Origin of the sequence: Prevotella micans F0438, from assembly GCF_000243035.1 — a bacterium.
Classification (GTDB): domain Bacteria; phylum Bacteroidota; class Bacteroidia; order Bacteroidales; family Bacteroidaceae; genus Prevotella; species Prevotella micans.
Genome location: NZ_JH594521.1, coordinates 993,756 through 1,009,853, shown reverse-complemented (window position 1 = coordinate 1,009,853; position 16,098 = coordinate 993,756). Strand labels below are relative to the sequence as shown.

General features: G+C 45.2%; 13 protein-coding genes. 3 read left to right on the top strand and 10 right to left on the bottom strand.

The annotated features are described in order from the left end of the window. The first annotated feature begins 172 nt into the window (after window positions 1-172). The 3 genes from purB to asnS all read left to right on the top strand — a co-directional run bounded on the left by purB (window position 173) and on the right by asnS (window position 4,526). Entirely contained in the window at window positions 173-1,519 is a 1,347-nt protein-coding gene (gene purB / locus HMPREF9140_RS04195) for an adenylosuccinate lyase (RefSeq protein ID WP_006951990.1), read from the top strand. Between the two features lie 109 nt (window positions 1,520-1,628). Then, entirely contained in the window at window positions 1,629-3,047 is a 1,419-nt protein-coding gene (locus HMPREF9140_RS04190; RefSeq protein ID WP_006951989.1) for a pseudouridine synthase, read from the top strand. Window positions 3,048-3,137: 90 nt separating this feature from the next. Next, the gene (asnS, locus tag HMPREF9140_RS04185; protein ID WP_006951988.1) at window positions 3,138-4,526 is read left to right on the top strand and encodes an asparagine--tRNA ligase; all 1,389 of its coding nucleotides are present in this window, start codon (window positions 3,138-3,140) and stop codon (window positions 4,524-4,526) included. Window positions 4,527-5,156: 630 nt separating this feature from the next. On the opposite strand, the gene HMPREF9140_RS04180 is transcribed toward asnS, so the two are convergent. The 10 genes from HMPREF9140_RS04180 to HMPREF9140_RS04135 all read right to left on the bottom strand — a co-directional run bounded on the left by HMPREF9140_RS04180 (window position 5,157) and on the right by HMPREF9140_RS04135 (window position 15,312). After that, a complete protein-coding gene (locus HMPREF9140_RS04180) occupies window positions 5,157-5,363 on the bottom strand; it encodes a hypothetical protein (RefSeq protein ID WP_006951987.1) in 207 nt (68 codons plus the stop codon). Window positions 5,364-5,707: 344 nt separating this feature from the next. Further along, a complete protein-coding gene (locus tag HMPREF9140_RS04175) occupies window positions 5,708-6,823 on the bottom strand; it encodes a nucleotidyltransferase domain-containing protein (protein ID WP_006951986.1) in 1,116 nt (371 codons plus the stop codon). A 4-nt stretch (window positions 6,824-6,827) separates the two neighbouring features. Further along, on the bottom strand, window positions 6,828-8,087 hold the full coding sequence (locus tag HMPREF9140_RS04170) for a DegT/DnrJ/EryC1/StrS family aminotransferase (RefSeq protein WP_006951985.1): 1,260 nt from the start codon (window positions 8,085-8,087) through the stop codon (window positions 6,828-6,830). A gap of 20 nt (window positions 8,088-8,107) precedes the next feature. Beyond that, window positions 8,108-8,749, bottom strand: coding sequence for a PglD-related sugar-binding protein (locus tag HMPREF9140_RS04165; protein WP_006951984.1), 642 nt, complete (start codon window positions 8,747-8,749; stop codon window positions 8,108-8,110). A 1-nt stretch (window position 8,750) separates the two neighbouring features. Then, window positions 8,751-9,359, bottom strand: a complete 609-nt coding sequence (locus HMPREF9140_RS04160; protein WP_006951983.1) for a sugar transferase — start codon at window positions 9,357-9,359, stop codon at window positions 8,751-8,753. A gap of 147 nt (window positions 9,360-9,506) precedes the next feature. Beyond that, entirely contained in the window at window positions 9,507-10,640 is a 1,134-nt protein-coding gene (locus HMPREF9140_RS04155) for a glycosyltransferase family 4 protein (RefSeq protein ID WP_006951982.1), read from the bottom strand. Beyond that, window positions 10,637-11,722, bottom strand: a complete 1,086-nt coding sequence (locus tag HMPREF9140_RS04150) for a glycosyltransferase (protein ID WP_006951981.1) — start codon at window positions 11,720-11,722, stop codon at window positions 10,637-10,639. The genes HMPREF9140_RS04155 and HMPREF9140_RS04150 overlap by 4 nt, the downstream gene beginning before the upstream one ends. Next, window positions 11,719-13,446, bottom strand: a complete 1,728-nt coding sequence (locus HMPREF9140_RS04145) for an HAD-IIIC family phosphatase (RefSeq protein WP_006951980.1) — start codon at window positions 13,444-13,446, stop codon at window positions 11,719-11,721. The genes HMPREF9140_RS04150 and HMPREF9140_RS04145 overlap by 4 nt, the downstream gene beginning before the upstream one ends. An 11-nt stretch (window positions 13,447-13,457) precedes the next feature. Next, window positions 13,458-14,252, bottom strand: coding sequence for a polysaccharide deacetylase family protein (locus tag HMPREF9140_RS04140; RefSeq protein ID WP_006951979.1), 795 nt, complete (start codon window positions 14,250-14,252; stop codon window positions 13,458-13,460). Further along, window positions 14,227-15,312 carry a glycosyltransferase gene (locus HMPREF9140_RS04135; protein ID WP_006951978.1) on the bottom strand — a complete coding sequence of 362 codons (1,086 nt, stop codon included), beginning with the start codon at window positions 15,310-15,312 and terminating at the stop codon, window positions 14,227-14,229. The genes HMPREF9140_RS04140 and HMPREF9140_RS04135 overlap by 26 nt, the downstream gene beginning before the upstream one ends. Between the last annotated feature and the right edge of the window lie 786 nt (window positions 15,313-16,098).

Sequence of the window (16,098 nt, the reverse complement as noted above, 5' to 3'; positions counted from 1 at the left end):
TTTTCTGCCGCAAATTTACAAAAATTCGGCATAAACCTCTTTTGACCTATCCGTCCCTCCTTGACTTTGTTACACGTACTTGTACAGAAGTTGTAAACTATTTTTTGATATAGCTAGATCTGTACCTTTATGGGATTTATTCTTACTTTTGCATCACACAATATCACACAATATGTACCTTGATACGCTGACAGCCGTTTCACCAGTTGACGGCCGATATAGAAATAAAACAGAAAGTCTAGCCGACTATTTTTCAGAATTTGCACTTATTCGTTATCGTGTTCGAGTTGAGATTGAATATTTCATCACTCTATGCGAAATACCTTTGCCACAACTGGCAAAGATTAATCATAATCAGCTTGATGAGTTGCGAAAAATATATCTCGAGATGAATGAGAAAGATGCCGAACGGGTGAAGGATATTGAAAAGGTGACGAACCACGACGTTAAAGCTGTTGAATATTTCATTAAAGAACAATTCGATAAAATCGATGGATTGGAACCCTATAAGGAGTTTATACATTTCGGACTCACCTCGCAGGACATAAACAATACTAGTGTGCCGTTGTCGTTGCTCGAGGCTTTGAAGAATGTTTACTATCCACAAATCGACGAACTCATTACACTTCTGAAACAATATTCTGAGCAGTGGAAAGATGTTCCAATGTTAGCTCGCACACATGGACAACCGGCATCGCCAACTCGCTTGGGAAAAGAAATCGGAGTATTTGTTTACAGGTTAGAAGAGCAGTTTGCATTGCTGAAACAATGCAAACTCACAGCAAAATTTGGTGGAGCAACCGGAAATTTCAATGCTCATCATGTAGCTTATCCCCACTACGATTGGAAAGAGATTGCAAACTCTTTCGTAAGCGAAAAACTCGGATTGCAACGTGAACAGCAAACAACACAGATTAGCAATTACGATCATCTTGGAAGTATATTCGATGCTATCCGAAGAATAAATACCATTATAATAGATCTTGACAGAGATGTGTGGATGTATATTTCGATGGACTATTTCAAGCAGAAAATAAAAGCTGGCGAAGTAGGGTCGAGTGCAATGCCTCACAAGGTGAATCCGATAGATTTCGAAAACAGTGAAGGTAATCTGGGAATAGCCAACGCAATTCTTCAGTTTCTCTCAAGGAAACTGCCTGTTAGTCGACTACAGCGCGACCTGACCGACTCAACGGTTTTGCGTAACATTGGAGTGCCGTTCGGACATTCTATAATCGCCATTCAGAGCACCCTGAAAGGATTACACAAACTTATTCTCAACGAAGATAGACTTAGGCAGGACCTCGATAATTCTTGGTCGGTAGTAGCCGAGGCAATTCAAACAATTCTTAGACGTGAGGCCTATCCCAATCCTTACGAAGCATTGAAAGCTTTAACAAGAACGAATGAAAAGATGACGAAAGAAGTCATACACAATTTTATTACCACCCTCAACGTTAGTAACGAGGTGAGAGAAGAATTGATGACAATCACACCCCAAAACTATACAGGCGTGTGATTCTCCCATCTCTATTCAATATTTAATTATCATATAAGGTGAATTTTTATTATTAGTGTTTTTCAATTCCGACCGGGAGGGTTGGAATAATTCAATTAAGGAAAAAACTATGGAAGAAGAATTAGAAAAGAAAGAAATCAGAACAGAACAAGGTGAGATTAACCGTGATGGAGTTAACTCAAATGAAAGTCAAGAAGATTATCGTGAGCCGGTACGTCCACAGCGTCCCCGCATTCATTCCCAACGCGCTTATGGTAGTAGCGAAGATGGAGCATTCCGTCCGGAAGGATTTGGAGCTGGTCTCCAAAATCCCAATACACAACAACGCGGAGGTTATCGCCAGCAACGTAATAACTATGGTGGTGGTTATCAGCAACCGCGTCAAGGTTATCAGCAACCGCGTCAGCCACAAGGATATCGTCAGCGTTATGGCGATGACGGAGGTTATCAGCAACCGCGTCAGGGAGGATATCAACAAATGCGTCAAGGTTATCAGCAACCGCGTCAGCCACAAGGATATCGTCAGCGTTATGGCGATGACGGAGGTTATCAGCAACCGCGTCAGGGAGGATATCAGCAAATGCGTCAAGGTTATCAGCAACCGCGTCAGCCACAAGGATATCAGCAGCGTTACAATGGTAACAACCGCCAAGGTTATAACAACTATCCGAGTTATCAGAATCGTTACAATCCTCGTCAGGGCTATCAGCAGTCGAACAATCGCTTACAGCATGCTCCCGGTTACGATTCTAATGCAAAGTACTCTCTCAAGAAGCGCATAGAATACAAAGAAGAAAATATTGACCCGAATGAGCCCATACGCCTAAATAAATATTTGGCAAATGCAGGAGTTTGCTCCCGTAGAGAAGCCGATGAATTTATTCAGGCTGGAGGCATAACCGTGAATGGGGAAGTTGTAACGGAACTCGGAACGAAGATTCTGCGTTCTGATGAAGTGAAGTTCCGTGATAAGATTGTTTCATTGGAAAAGAAAGTTTATGTGCTACTTAACAAGCCAAAGGATTACGTAACTACGAGCGATGACCCACAGCAGCGCAAAACAGTTATGGATCTTGTCAAAGGTGCATGCCCTGAGAGAATCTATCCGGTTGGTAGATTGGACAGAAATACTACTGGTGTGCTCTTGCTGACAAATGACGGCAATCTTGCCAGCAAGCTAACTCATCCAAAGTTCCTGAAGAAAAAAGTTTATCACGTGTTCCTCGATAAACCGGTTACTGCGCAGCATCTGCAACAGATTTCTGAAGGAATAATACTTGAAGACGGCGAGGTAAAAGCTGATGCTGTTGAGTACGCAAGCGATAAAGATCAGAAGCAAGTGGGAATTGAAATCCACAGCGGAAAGAATCGTATTGTACGCAGGATTTTTGAGAGCTTAGGCTATCGCGTAACGAAGCTCGACAGGGTTCAGTTTGCGGGATTGACAAAGAAAAACGTACGTCGAGGCGATTGGAGATTCCTCACAGAACAGGAAGTTGACATGCTTCGCATGGGTGCTTTCGAATAGATAGAAAAAACAAGTAAGGATGGCGAGCGAAACCAGGGCATAATTGAAACCCTGATCGCCCGCCATTATTATGTTGATAAATCAAGAACAATGAAAAGAACAAAAATCATAGATGCACTGAGCAGCACAGATTTCGGAAAGGAAATAAACGTGAAAGGATGGGTGCGCTCGCACCGTAGTAGTAAGGCGGTGGACTTTATCGCACTGAACGATGGCTCTACGATAAAAAATATTCAGATAGTGGTTGAGCCCAACAGCTTTGACGCCGAAATAATCAAGAGTATCACAACGGGAGCATGCCTAAATGTGACAGGATTGCTTGTGGAGAGTCAGGGTAAAGGACAAACGTCGGAGATAAAAGCAGAGTCGATTGAAGTATATGGGCTTTCGCCGACCGATTATCCGATGCAGAAGAAGGGACAAACGTTCGAATACATGCGAAAATACGGTCATTTACGTCTCAGGACTAACACTTTCGGGGCGGTTTTCCGTATTCGCCACAATATGGCCATCGCTATTCACGAATATTTCCACTCTCACGGGTTCTACTATTTCCACACGCCGATAATTACCGGAAGTGATGCGGAAGGGGCTGGAAATATGTTTCAAGTAACGACTCTTGACCCCGGCAGGATTGCAAAAGAGGGAAAAGTTGAGTATGATGATGACTTCTTCGGACGAAAAACAAATCTTACAGTCTCAGGTCAGCTCGAAGGAGAGCTCGGCGCAACTTCGTTAGGTGCAATCTACACCTTCGGCCCTACTTTCCGCGCCGAAAATTCGAATACTCCGAGGCACTTGGCTGAGTTCTGGATGATTGAACCCGAAGTTGCTTTCGTCGACAAAGAGGATTTGATGGATTTGGAGGAAGACTTTATTAAATTCTGCGTGAAATGGGCGCTGGATAACTGTCATGATGACCTCGAGTTCCTAAATTCGATGATTGATAAGGGCTTGATTGAGCGGCTGAAGGGGATTCTGAACGAAAAATTCGTGAGACTGACCTATACCGAGGGGATAAAAATTCTCGAAGAGGCCTCGTGCAGTGGGCACAAGTTCGAAAATGAGGTTAGTTGGGGGATGGATCTTGCGAGCGAACACGAAAGGTTCCTTGTGGAAGAACACTTCCGCCGTCCGGTTATCATGTCTGACTATCCAAAAGACATTAAAGCGTTCTACATGAAGATAAACGACGACGATAAAACCGTTCAGGGAACCGACGTACTTTTCCCACAGATAGGCGAAATCATCGGCGGCTCGGTGCGTGAGGAGAATTATGACAAATTAATGGGCGAGATCGAGCGGCGGCATATCCCTATGAAGGATATGTGGTGGTATCTCGATACGCGCAAGTACGGTACGTGTCCTCACGGGGGCTTCGGCTTAGGGTTTGAGCGGCTCATTTTGTTCGTAACCGGGATGCAGAATATCCGCGATGTGATTCCTTTCCCCCGCACGCCCAAGACGGCTGAGTTTTAGTGGTTTCATGAGGATTTTTCGCACTTGTGCAGGGTGTGAGAGTTAAATAAAATTATAATATTAAGAATGCTAAGTATAAACGAGTTTATTTTTATACTTTTGTAATGCTCTCTTACAGAGTTTATATTAATAACAAAAAGTCTTTTTTGCTCCGGAATCGCAAGCGTGCGGTTCCGGAGCTTTATTTTTGGGGTATGGTGTTTACAAGAATGGAATTCTGGGGTGAAGAGGTGATTATGATGACTCCTTGAATGGAAAATTCAGACTAAATTATACTTATGCAGACTCCTTGAATGGGAAATTAAGGCTAAATTATACTTATGATGACTCCTTGAATGGGAAATTAAGGCTAAATTATACTTATGATGACTCCTTGAATGGAAAATTCGGACTAAATTATACTTATGATGACTCCTTGAATGGAAAATTAATGGTGAATTCGATTTGTGTAGACTGGGTAAATGAGATTATGGATTCTGATTTTACTCATGCGGGCTGCAGAAATGGAAAATTGGATCTAGATTTGACTTGTGCAGTGTGCAGATGGTTAATTTGGTTAACATAATCGACTTGTGCAGTCTGTATATGTTAAATCTAGTTCACATATAGCACTTGTGCAGTCTGCATGTGTTAAATCTGATTCACAAAAAGCACTTGTGCAGTGTGCATGAGTTGTTTCGAGGTCTTGTTTTCGACTTGTGCAGTGCGCATGAGTGATTTCGAGGTCTTGTTTTCGACTTGTGCAGTGCGCATGAGTGGTTTCGAGGTCTTATTTTCGACTTGTGCAGTGTGCATGAGTGGTTTTGAGGTCTTATTTTCGACTTGTGTAGTGCGCATAAGTGGTATTGTTTTGAAAAAATGCAGAATCTTGATGCCAATGTTCGGGTTTTACTGTTTTTTGGGAACTCGATGGGCTGTTGGCTATACTGATATGCTATTTTTTTTGACTTGAGGTGTGTGGGAGAGTGAGAACGGGAGGAATGAAATGAGTCGTGTGTGGTGGGAGAGTGAGAACGGGAGGAATGAAATGAATCGTGCGTGGTGTGAGTGTGGAGTAGGGAGGGATAAAATGGAACGAGGAGTGTTGAGATGTGGTAAATCTCAACACTCCTCGTTAGGTGTGGTGTGGTGGAGTGGGTTTATTTCGTATGATGGTGGAGGTGGAGTGTTTTCGAGTGGGTTTATTTCGTAGGACGGAGGAGGCGGAGTATTTTCGAGGGGATTTCTTTGGTTAGGACGGCTTTGTTTTCGGTGGGGGCGAGGGAATATAGGTGGAAATAGTGGGAGAGTTTGATGAATGATTGCTCGATGTAGTAGCCGAGTCCGGAGCGCACGGCGGTTGTGCGTCCGTATTGTCCGAAATTGCCCCGTTTGAATACGATTCTGAGGATGTAGGGTGTTTTACGTCGGTCGTGCTTGGTGAGAGGTAGTGGAAATTCGTTGGCGGGGAGGTCTAGATGGTCGACTAACAGGGTTCCGATGGCTTTGAATGCGGAGGTGAAGTCTAAACGATCGAGAATTTCGGTGAGGAGGGCGCTGTTGATTTGTGCATGAGTGCGATGGCAGAGCACGGCGACGTCGCAAAATTGCCGCAGACCTATTCCCAGTTCTATTAAATGGTGGAAGAGATGCAGGAAGGTGAAGATTAAATTCATTGTTGGGTTGAGGGTGGGTATGCATGAGTGGTTTATTTGGATTTGGGAGAGGGGTTGCGTGCGTAGGAGGTGGTTGAAGTAGGTTGAGTTTTGACTTGCGACGAAGTGGAACAGGCAAAAATGGAGTTCGAATGGGATTCCGTTGTGTGTGAATGCGTAATGTTGGTTGGATTCTCCGCGGTTGATGTTGACATGCCACTCGTCGGTTAGTATTTTTATGGTCTTGTCGACGTCTTCCGGGTAGCAATAGAAGTCGATGTCGCCTGCGAGGCGTGCATCTGGGCGTGGATAGAGTGCGGCGAGGGTTTGTCCTTTGACGATGAAGAATTTTATGTTGTTTTTTTTGAGAAGTGCGGTGAGCTGGAGTGTGTAAAAATTGATTTTTTCGTTAGTTTTTCTCACGCTCTCTAGTGTTAGGAATGTTTGAATGGCGTCGTGCTGTGTGAGAGATACGTTTTTGTTGTCTAGGGATGCACAGAAGAGGCCTTGGACTGTTTGTTCTTTGGCGCATTTTAGTGCTGATGCGAACTTCGCCTCCGGGAGCGAATCGATTGATAGCTGGGAGGCGAAGAGTGCGTGCCGAATTGTTTGGAGGACGAGCTGTTGTTGTGGCTTCACGATTGGTTTTTGTTTTATGGTCATCGGTCTAGATGATATTTTCTTTGATTTTTTGGACGATGAATTGTGCGTCGCTTTCTGTTACCATGGGTCCTGATGGCAGGCAGAGACCTGTTTTGAATAATTGTTCGCTTACGCCGTTTGTGAATGCGGGGTTGGAGGCGTAGACTGGTTGTTTGTGCATTGGTTTCCATAGTGGGCGGCTTTCAACTCCGGCTTCGTCGAGTGCTTTTCGCATTGCTTCGACGTTGGGATTGGGTTCGCAGTCGGTGTGTGCGCTCGTGGCCTTGTGTACTGTGCCTGCTGCTCCTCCTACGGCGGTTGTGATGGTTTCGGAATAGGCTTTTTCTTGATTTTTTACGCGGAGTGAGGGTGAGAGTGTGATTGTGTTGAGCCAGAAATTGGAGTCGGAGTGTGCGGATGGGTTATCGTGGAATTCGATTCCGGGAGTTGCGGCAAATGCCTGTGCATAAAGATGTGCAAGATGGCGATGGTGTGCGATGTGAGAGTCGATAACGGTCATTTGTCCGCGTCCTATTCCGGCGCATATGTTGCTTAAACGGTAATTAAAGCCTATGTGTTCGTGTTGATAGTATGGATAGGCTTCTCGTGCTTGAGTTGCGTAGTACATGACTCTCTGTTTTGTTTCTTCGTCGGGACAGATGAGTGCTCCGCCTCCGGATGTTGTTATCATTTTGTTTCCGTTGAAGCTTAGGACTCCGAAATCTCCGAACGTTCCGGCTTGCTTGCCGTCGTAACGAGTGCCAAATCCTTCGGCGGCATCCTCAATCAGAGGTATCTTGTGTCGTTTTGTGACTTCCAGAATGCGGTCGAGCTGTGCGGGCATGCCGTAAAGGTGGACTGCGATTACAGCCTTGGGCTTTCGTCCTGTGGTTTCTGTTCGTTTTTTTATAGCCTCGTCGAGTAAGAGAGGGTCAATGTTCCAGCTGTTTTGCTCTGAATCAATGAACACGGGTGTCGCGCCGACGTAAGTTACCGGGTGTGCACTGGCACAGAATGTAAAACTTTGGCATAAAACCTCGTCTCCTGGCTGCACGCCTAGTGCAACGAGCGCAAGATGGATTGCTGCAGTGCCGGAGGATAGTGCCACGGTTCGTTTTTGGGCAAGTTCTGGGTGCGAGTCTTGTAAAAATCGGTCTAAATCCTGTTCAAAACCGTTCACGTTCGGTCCGAGAGGCACCACCCAGTTGGTGTTGAATGCGTCTTGGATGAATTTCATTTCGTTTCCGCTCATGTGAGCTAAGCAGAGGTGGATTCTTTTTTGCATATTTTATTCTCCTTATAATATTACTTCTTTTTTTGTGCGGGGATTCCGGTGTAGAGGCCTGCTGATGTGATGTTTTGCATCACGATTGCACCTGCGCCCACTCTAACATCGTTGGCTATGGTGAGATATTGTGTGGCGGAGGATGCAAGACCGAAAAAATTTCGATTGCCAAGGGTTGTGCCGCCCGAAACTTTGACGCCTGGCATGAGGGAATTGCAGCTGCCGAGTGTGACATCGTGTCTTAGACTTACGTCGCCGTTGAGGATGTTGAAATGACCGATTTCTACGTTGCACGAGATTCGGCAGCCGGGACAGAGAATGTTTCCGTGACCCATTTTCAGACTCTCGGGGTGCATGAAATCGGTCGTGGGGTCGATTATGTTGGGGAAGCTGATGTTGGGATTGGTAATTTCTTGTACGATTCGGGAGATGATTTGCGGATTCCCGATTGCGATGGCCACGGCAAGGGGGCTGCGCTCTGCATTTATCTGGTCTATGCCTCCGAGAACGGGGCCGAAGGCGGTGGCTGTGCCTGCTGGGATTCCGTCGTCGAAAAAGCCTACTAAGTGCCAGGTGTCTGGGGCTTTTTTGTTAATCCTGCTTACTACACAAGCGGTTTCGCGCCCCATTCCGCCTGCGCCGTAGATTGCGAGTCTGTTCATTTTAATTTTTTCCGTTGAAGGGCTCCATGGTTGCGTGCCCTTTTTTTGATATTCCGTCCCGCCGGATGACGGAACGGAGGGTTTTGAGAATTATTTTGAGGTCGACCGCAAAGCATAAGTGGTCGACATACCATACATCATAGTCGAACTTCTCCGACCAGCTGATTGCGTTTCGCCCATGGCACTGGGCCCAACCGGATATGCCCGGTCGAACTTCATGACGGCGGGCCTGATGAGGGGAATAGAGCGATAAATACTCCGGAAGGAGGGGCCGCGGACCGAGAAGGGACATTTCTCCCTTCAAAACGTTGATGAGCTGTGGGAGCTCGTCGATTGAAGTCGACCGAACGAACTTGCCGACTGTGGTTAACCGCTTTTCGTCGGGCAGAAGGCAACCGTTCGCATCGCACTCGTCGGTCATGGTCTTGAATTTGATAACGTGGAATATGCGGCCGTGCAATCCTGGTCGTTTTTGGGTGAAGAACACACCCGCTCCGCGGTTTGCGAAGTGTAGCCAGAGGGTGATGAGTGCGAGAAAAGGACTAATGAGAATTAAAACGGTGAGGGAGACGGTGAAGTCGATGAATCTTTTGAAAAAATGTTTGTACATGAGTGTGGGAGATTGCTTTTAGTGGGTTGTTTTTCGTTCTTTGTTTTAGCATGAGTGCTTGCTGGGCAATTTTTTCGGTTCGGGCAGCCGGCAAGAGTGGGGTGGGGAAGCGTTTTTGGAAAGCCGGAGATTGCAACAGCGGGATTTTCATTCCAAATTGCGATACTCCTCTAGCAACGCCTGCCAAACGTCGTGTTGTTCGTAACGGGTGCATATCATTTCTCTGGCCTGGGTGGCCATTTTTTGAATCTCGCGCGGATTGTCAACGAAAAATTGCATCATTTTATGAAGCGCGTCGGCATCGCGAGGGGGAATTATCCGTCCGTTCCGACTTTCGACGATGATTTCATTGCAACCGTTTATGTCGGTTACGATTGCGGGGAGCGACATTGCGCCTGCTTGCATCACGACGTTCGGGAAGCCCTCTCTATAACTGGGAAAAACAAGCGCGTCGGCAGCCTCGAGGTAGGGACGAACGTCGTTTTGGAATCCTACGAAGCGGATGTTCGGGGCGGTTTTGAAAAATTGCTCGTTGTCGTCGGAGAGGGGGTCGAGGTCTGTCTCGAAATTTCCAACGAGAATAAGCTTGCAGTGCGGATGAGTGCTCTCCAGACGTCGCATGCAAGTTGCGAGCTCGTTCATTCCCTTGTCGGCAACGATTCGGCCGATGAAGATGAACGCGAAATCGGTTTCTGCGAGGTTTAGGGCGGTTCTGCGCTCCGCACGAGTGCCTTTTGGGGCGAAAAAAGCGGTGTCGATGCCGTTGATATTGCCGTTTAACACAATTTTCAGGGGCTTGCGGGTTATATGGTCGGCTTCCAAGGCCTTTTTTACGCCTGCTCCTTCGGGAATAACCTTGTTCGCGCATAAACATGTGAGTCGTTCCATCGTCATGAGTACTTTTCTGAGCATTCCGCGGGCTCCCTGATAGCGCAACCCCGTAACCGTATAAATTCTGTGCGGAACGCGGGCGAACATGCCTGCAATCATGGCCAATAAACTGCCTTTCGGAGTGTTGGCGTGCAGAATATACGGTCGTTCGCGGAGAAACAGTCTGTACAAGAGCCATAAACATTTCAGGTCGGCGAGTGGTGCAATCTCCCTGTGCATGGGAATTTCCACCGTTCGCACTCTCTCGCGCTGCGCAACCGCTTCGAGCTTGCCGGTATTGTTCGATACACCCACAACCTCATAAAATTGGCTCATGAAATGGAGCTGCCCCTTGATGAGCGAGTCCAAACTGATGTCGGAAGTGGTGAGCCGCAGGAGTTTCTTCTTCATTCTTGGTTGAGAATTTGCCTGTAGATTGCTTCGTAAGCGTCAATCATTCGCTTGATGTCGAACATGCAGGCGCGGCGATAGCAATCTTCGGCCGTTTTTTGGTAGTATGCTTTGTCATCGCGCAGTTTCTTGATGATTTTTGCGAGAGCTGCAGCGTCCTCGTGCGGAAAAAGAATTCCATATCCTGCCGTCACTTCGCGCAACCCATCAACATCGGTCGCAATAAAGGGTCGACCGGCCGACATGCCCTCAAGATTGGAGAGCGAAAGGCCTTCGTAATGCGACGACATGCAAATCGCGTCGGCCGTATGCAGAAGATTGGGCACATCGGTTCGGTTTCCAAGAAATTTAACCTGTTGTGCAAGGTTCTTATCCACAACAAATTGCTCAATTTCGGCTCGTGTGTCTCCATCGCCCGCAAGCCAGAGTTCAAATTCCTGTTGTGGAAGCTGCGCGATTGCTTCGATGAGCGTTTTTTGGTCTTTCTGCTTCCGAAAGGCTGCCACCATCACCACAACGAACTTGTTTGCGGGGTGCATGCCTGCAATCGGTTCAGCCGAATGGCATGCGTCGACATCGATACCGTTGTAAATTGTCGTTATGGGCGTGTGATGCTTGCTGCCGAGGTGTGTGCGGAGATTTTTTTCGGCCTGGTCGGATATGCATATCACATGTCTGTATCGATTATACATCCAGCGGTCTATCGGTCTCCACAATTTATTGTTTCTACGGCGGTTAGACGTGTTGTGCTCGGTAGTTACGGCCGCAATTTTACTCGTGAACACACTCGCTATGGCCGTAAAAAATTGCGGAGAGGTGTTGTGCGTATGCACGATGTCGTAATCACGCATAATTTTCCGTAGGTCGAGTATGTATCTGGGGTTATAAACCGACCCGCCGATGGAAAGCAGATAGATTCTGCACCCGGTTCTTTCCAATTGTCGCATGAACGGCGTCTCCACCCCGTTAAAAACAACCACGTCGACCACGTGCCCATATTCCCTGAGCCTTTTTGTTATGTCGACGATGAGTCGCTCTGCTCCGCCGGTCATTAATGACGTAATTACTTGCAGGATTCTCATAACGTTTCTTTCAAGGAAACTACTTTCGGGTATTCTGCATTAAACACGCACATATATTGGTCTAATTCCTTCGTCTCTTTTTCTTTTTTCATACCTAATTCCTCTATAACATTAAACATCGGGCCATTTCGAGATGTTTTTTTATAGTTGAATAAGATCTGGTTTCCGTATTTCTCCGCCAGTTTATTTATTATAGTCGGTTCTATTTTCTTATTTGCAACACGACATGAAATAACAAAGTCTGTAATTGTTGGTATTGAGTCTTTTCTATCAACAATTAGGAAACCGATAATCCCGTAATCTCCAAATTTATCAGATGATCTCAAAGCATAAGAATCGTAATTGGAACTATTTACTATTTCTACAACTTGTTCCATTGTCAATCTTCTTCCCGAAGAATTAAGCTGATTGGTTCGCTGTAAAAGTTCAAAACAACGAGGTATCATATTTTTAGTGGGCGGTATTATCTCTACCTCGATGTGACAGTTTATTAAAAAGTCATCTATGTTACCTTTCCATTCTTCTTCTTCATTCTTTAATGCCTCAAGCATTTTATACGTGTCTCTTCGCTTTTTAGAATCTTCTGTTACAGTCATTCTAAAACGTTCTGACTTTGAAAACTCAATAAGCTCTGAAGGATCTATACATGTTATATTAGGATGTTGCTGAATTACCTCAAGCCTTTCAAATGGATTATCATCAACAAATACAATTGTATTTGCGTTGATGTTCATTTCCTTTATAATCTTCGAAACATTTATACTTTTAGGATTCCAGTTGATTTTTACAAAAACAAAATATTCTTCAATACCCATTTCTCTTAACTTTCCAATAACCTTATCGTAATCATTCTTTGAAGCAATGGAGTTTACGATACCACAACTATCTATTTTTTTTATTAGCTCTATGAAAGTGTATCTAACTTTTATGTTCTCGTCTTCGATAAGAACACCATCCCAAAGAGTATTGTCTAAATCCCAAATAACACATTTTATTTTCTTCCCTATTGTTATAGTTCTTGGAAGTAATTCTAATCTTTGGAAATTTATAGTTATATGTTCTTCGGCATTGGCAGGATGAATATTTATGAAATATTGTTCTTTAGAATCCTCGTAAGGCGGTATGGCAATTTCAAAATGAGAGGAGTCTAAAGGGACAGAAATACTTTCTCTAAAAAGAAGTTTATCTACCGTTTTAATATCAATAAGTAGCTTTGTTGGTTTGTCGTTATTTTTTAAGTCTACTTGTAATTCAAGATGGGTAATACTTTGCCTCTTTCTAATCTTATAATTTATATACTTTTGCCTATAGCTAAACCACCCAAGGTTAATAAAACGGCATATTGATTTTATTGGTATGATAGAGTTGAAAAGTTTTACAAGATACCCCAATCTGGTTATAACACTATAAACTGTTGCATATGTCTTACCGGATAGTGGACGAATTTTAAGTTGTGATTCTATTTTCCCCCATGTCCTAAATTCAAGAAGTGCACCTAATTGACTATTATAGTCGATTGGAGTTATTCCATTCACGATTCTAATACATTCTCCATCTTCTCTTTGTTTGTATCTAGGACAAGTAGTGTAACACAATGGAGCAGCGCACTCAATACAATGCTCTGTCCAAAAAAGAGGAATAATTTGTTTCTCTTTTTTATACTCTTTATCGATGAGCCGGTATATCTTCTTTACTCGTTTTTTAGAATGAATGTATTCGAACATAAGTATTATTTTTATCTTAAATTCTTAAAGATATCCATAGATGTCGTTAGTCGCAATAAGCCTTTATCTTGTAGCATAGTAAGTTCTTGAAGTAGTTTTATGAATTTATCTACTTCGTAATCCCAAGGATCACATACTGCATTCTTTTCTACTATACTGTGTAACATCAGAACACATGCTTTCTTATCCATAACTGCCTGGTTTATTATTGCCATTATTTCTTTAACAGTAATGGAACTTAGTACAGGTATTGAGTATAGAAATTTATCATCATGTTCATCCATCAGTGTGTCCTTATAAGCTAATCTATAGAGGAAAGGCCAATGTAAAATTCTACTGGCTTTTCTTGCTAAACTTCTGATTCTCTTCATTGACATATTTCTGAGGGAAAGTCGAATATAAGTTAGGTCAATATGTTCCAGTTCTATTTCCATGTCTTTTTTGTAGGTATCTTTATTCAAACCGGTACCGGGACTAGCAAAACCATTTCCATAAGATGTCAATTTTTCTACTCCAAGTTCTCCCTTAAGAGTAACTATTCCTTCTATAATATCTTTAAGAGAATTATTATGCCAATATCCATGTCCAGCTATTTCTATTGTAGGATCTTGAAATACTTCTTTTACCATATCCATGGTCATTGGAGGGCCATAAGTAAGCTCTCCGGGCTTAAATTCTCCTTTCACAAATCCTGTTGTTATATTGAAAGTTGCAGGACATTTAAATCTCTTCAATATCGGGTATGCTATTGTGTAATTGTTTAACCTCCCATCATCAAAGCTAAAATTTATAAGTGCCTTTTCCATTCTTTTCTATTCTGATAAATTCAATAATACGTGTTATAACCTTGGTTGGAGCGAGCCATTGTTCGTAGTATGCTCGGGCGCCCTGTTCCAACTGTTCTCTATATGCTCTGTTCTGGTTTATCTCGACCACGGCCTGATAGATTTCTTCGGGAGAGGAAATGAAATGCACGTTCTTGCCATGAATTAATCCTTCGCCGGGCATTTCGCGCTTTAGTGGAGTGGAGATTATCGCTTTGCCCATGCACAGATATTCCGCTAACTTCCAGCCGTGGCACTCGCAAACAGATGGCGTGTTGAACACCACGACGCTTTGTTTTGTTTTCTCAATGTAGGCATCCATCGACAGGCGATGGTTATAGATAAAATCCTTGTAGAGCTCCTTGTACTTCGGATAGGTTGGCATTTCCTTGAGCGGCGCCTCTCCTTCGACATAGAACAGTCCGCCTTCAATCTCCAGTCCGGCCTGCTTACAAGCTTTCAGGAACTCGCCCCGATACATGTTCGTGTCGGTCGAGGCGAACTCATTATACCATAGCGTGGAGGCATGAAAGACGTAATTCGGACGAACGGCAGCCGCCCTTTCGTAGGCCTTCAATGAACGCCGTCTGATGTATGGGTAAACGTAGGTTTGCACGTATCTGCTAAGCGGAACGTTGGAGCGTCTGCAACCTTTCAGATAGTTTTTCAGGCCGAACCAACCCAGGCCGATTGCGCTTCTGTTTCTCAATCCGAACTCCGGTCCTGTGACAATCAGCTTCGGATATTTCGAGGTCTCTCCCGGAGCCACGTTCACTTTGCCATAAACGTCGGCCCATTCGTATTTGTCGGCCTCGATGGTTGCAACGTCTTTTATGTCGAGGAAGACTTTGTGTTCAGTTCCGTTGTCTTCAACAAGAATGAATTGCATACCGGCGCCGAACTGCTCGTTTGTGTTGCATTCCAAGTCTAAGAACGGGCCGACGCTGTAGCTTATGTTTCTGCTGCCGAAGAGTCGATACAGGCCCAGTCTGTAGAAAGACGAATACCGGTATTCCACTCGGGGGTCGATGATGATTCTCATTTTTAGTCTTTAATATTTGAGGTGAAAGTTCTGCCGCCCCGTCGGTCGGGGAGTTGCGCCCCTGCCTGCGTTCCGTCGCCCCATTGCGTCTCTGGATTGTACGGTCAGCCTGCGCCATTGTGGCCCTGGATTGTACGGTCTGATTACATTCCGTCGCCCCTTTGGGGCTCCATTTGATTGGGGCGTTTCCGTTTACAGGGGTTCCGCCTTGTCGGGTTCCACCGCCTGCCTGCGGTCTGTCGCCCCGTCGGGGCTCACCGGGGTCGGCTGTTATCTCCGCTAGGAACGACACTTGCTCTCCGCTAGGAACGGCACTTGCTCTTCGCTAGGAACGGCACTTGCTCTTCGCTAGGAACGACGATTGCCCACTCGTCGAAACGATGATTGCCCGCTCGTTGGGTTGACATTTATCATTTAGGTTGAACGACATTTATCACTTAAGTTAGACGACGGTTGCCGTTCAAGTTAGACGACGATTGACGCTTAAATTGAGCGGCAGAACCCCGTAGGGGTGGCAAGACCACAGGCAGGTGGTGGAGCGACAGCGGAACCCCTGTAAACGGAACCACCCGAAATGGGGAACCCCGTAGGGGTGGCAAGACCACAGGCAGGCGGTGGAGCGATAGCGGAACCCCTGTAAACGGAACCATCGCGGATGGGGAACCCCGTAGGGGTGGCAAGACCACAGGCAGGTGGTGGAGCGATAGCGGAACCCCTGTAAACGGAACCACCCGAAACGGGGAACCCCGGAGGGGTGACGGACACCATCAATCGCCCGTCACGTTC

What these genes read in the sequence shown, in the direction of transcription:
- HMPREF9140_RS04165 (WP_006951984.1), bottom strand. Translation starts at nt 8,749, where the DNA reads ATGAACAGACTCGCAATCTACGGCGCAGGCGGAATGGGGCGCGAAACC.
- HMPREF9140_RS04160 (WP_006951983.1), bottom strand. Translation starts at nt 9,359, where the DNA reads ATGTACAAACATTTTTTCAAAAGATTCATCGACTTCACCGTCTCCCTC.
- HMPREF9140_RS04135 (WP_006951978.1), bottom strand. Translation starts at nt 15,312, where the DNA reads ATGAGAATCATCATCGACCCCCGAGTGGAATACCGGTATTCGTCTTTC.
- HMPREF9140_RS04180 (WP_006951987.1), bottom strand. Translation starts at nt 5,363, where the DNA reads ATGCGCACTACACAAGTCGAAAATAAGACCTCAAAACCACTCATGCAC.
- HMPREF9140_RS04140 (WP_006951979.1), bottom strand. Translation starts at nt 14,252, where the DNA reads ATGGAAAAGGCACTTATAAATTTTAGCTTTGATGATGGGAGGTTAAAC.
- HMPREF9140_RS04155 (WP_006951982.1), bottom strand. Translation starts at nt 10,640, where the DNA reads ATGAAGAAGAAACTCCTGCGGCTCACCACTTCCGACATCAGTTTGGAC.
- HMPREF9140_RS04170 (WP_006951985.1), bottom strand. Translation starts at nt 8,087, where the DNA reads ATGCAAAAAAGAATCCACCTCTGCTTAGCTCACATGAGCGGAAACGAA.
- purB (WP_006951990.1), top strand. Translation starts at nt 173, where the DNA reads ATGTACCTTGATACGCTGACAGCCGTTTCACCAGTTGACGGCCGATAT.
- HMPREF9140_RS04175 (WP_006951986.1), bottom strand. Translation starts at nt 6,823, where the DNA reads ATGACCATAAAACAAAAACCAATCGTGAAGCCACAACAACAGCTCGTC.
- HMPREF9140_RS04145 (WP_006951980.1), bottom strand. Translation starts at nt 13,446, where the DNA reads ATGTTCGAATACATTCATTCTAAAAAACGAGTAAAGAAGATATACCGG.
- asnS (WP_006951988.1), top strand. Translation starts at nt 3,138, where the DNA reads ATGAAAAGAACAAAAATCATAGATGCACTGAGCAGCACAGATTTCGGA.
- HMPREF9140_RS04190 (WP_006951989.1), top strand. Translation starts at nt 1,629, where the DNA reads ATGGAAGAAGAATTAGAAAAGAAAGAAATCAGAACAGAACAAGGTGAG.
- HMPREF9140_RS04150 (WP_006951981.1), bottom strand. Translation starts at nt 11,722, where the DNA reads ATGAGAATCCTGCAAGTAATTACGTCATTAATGACCGGCGGAGCAGAG.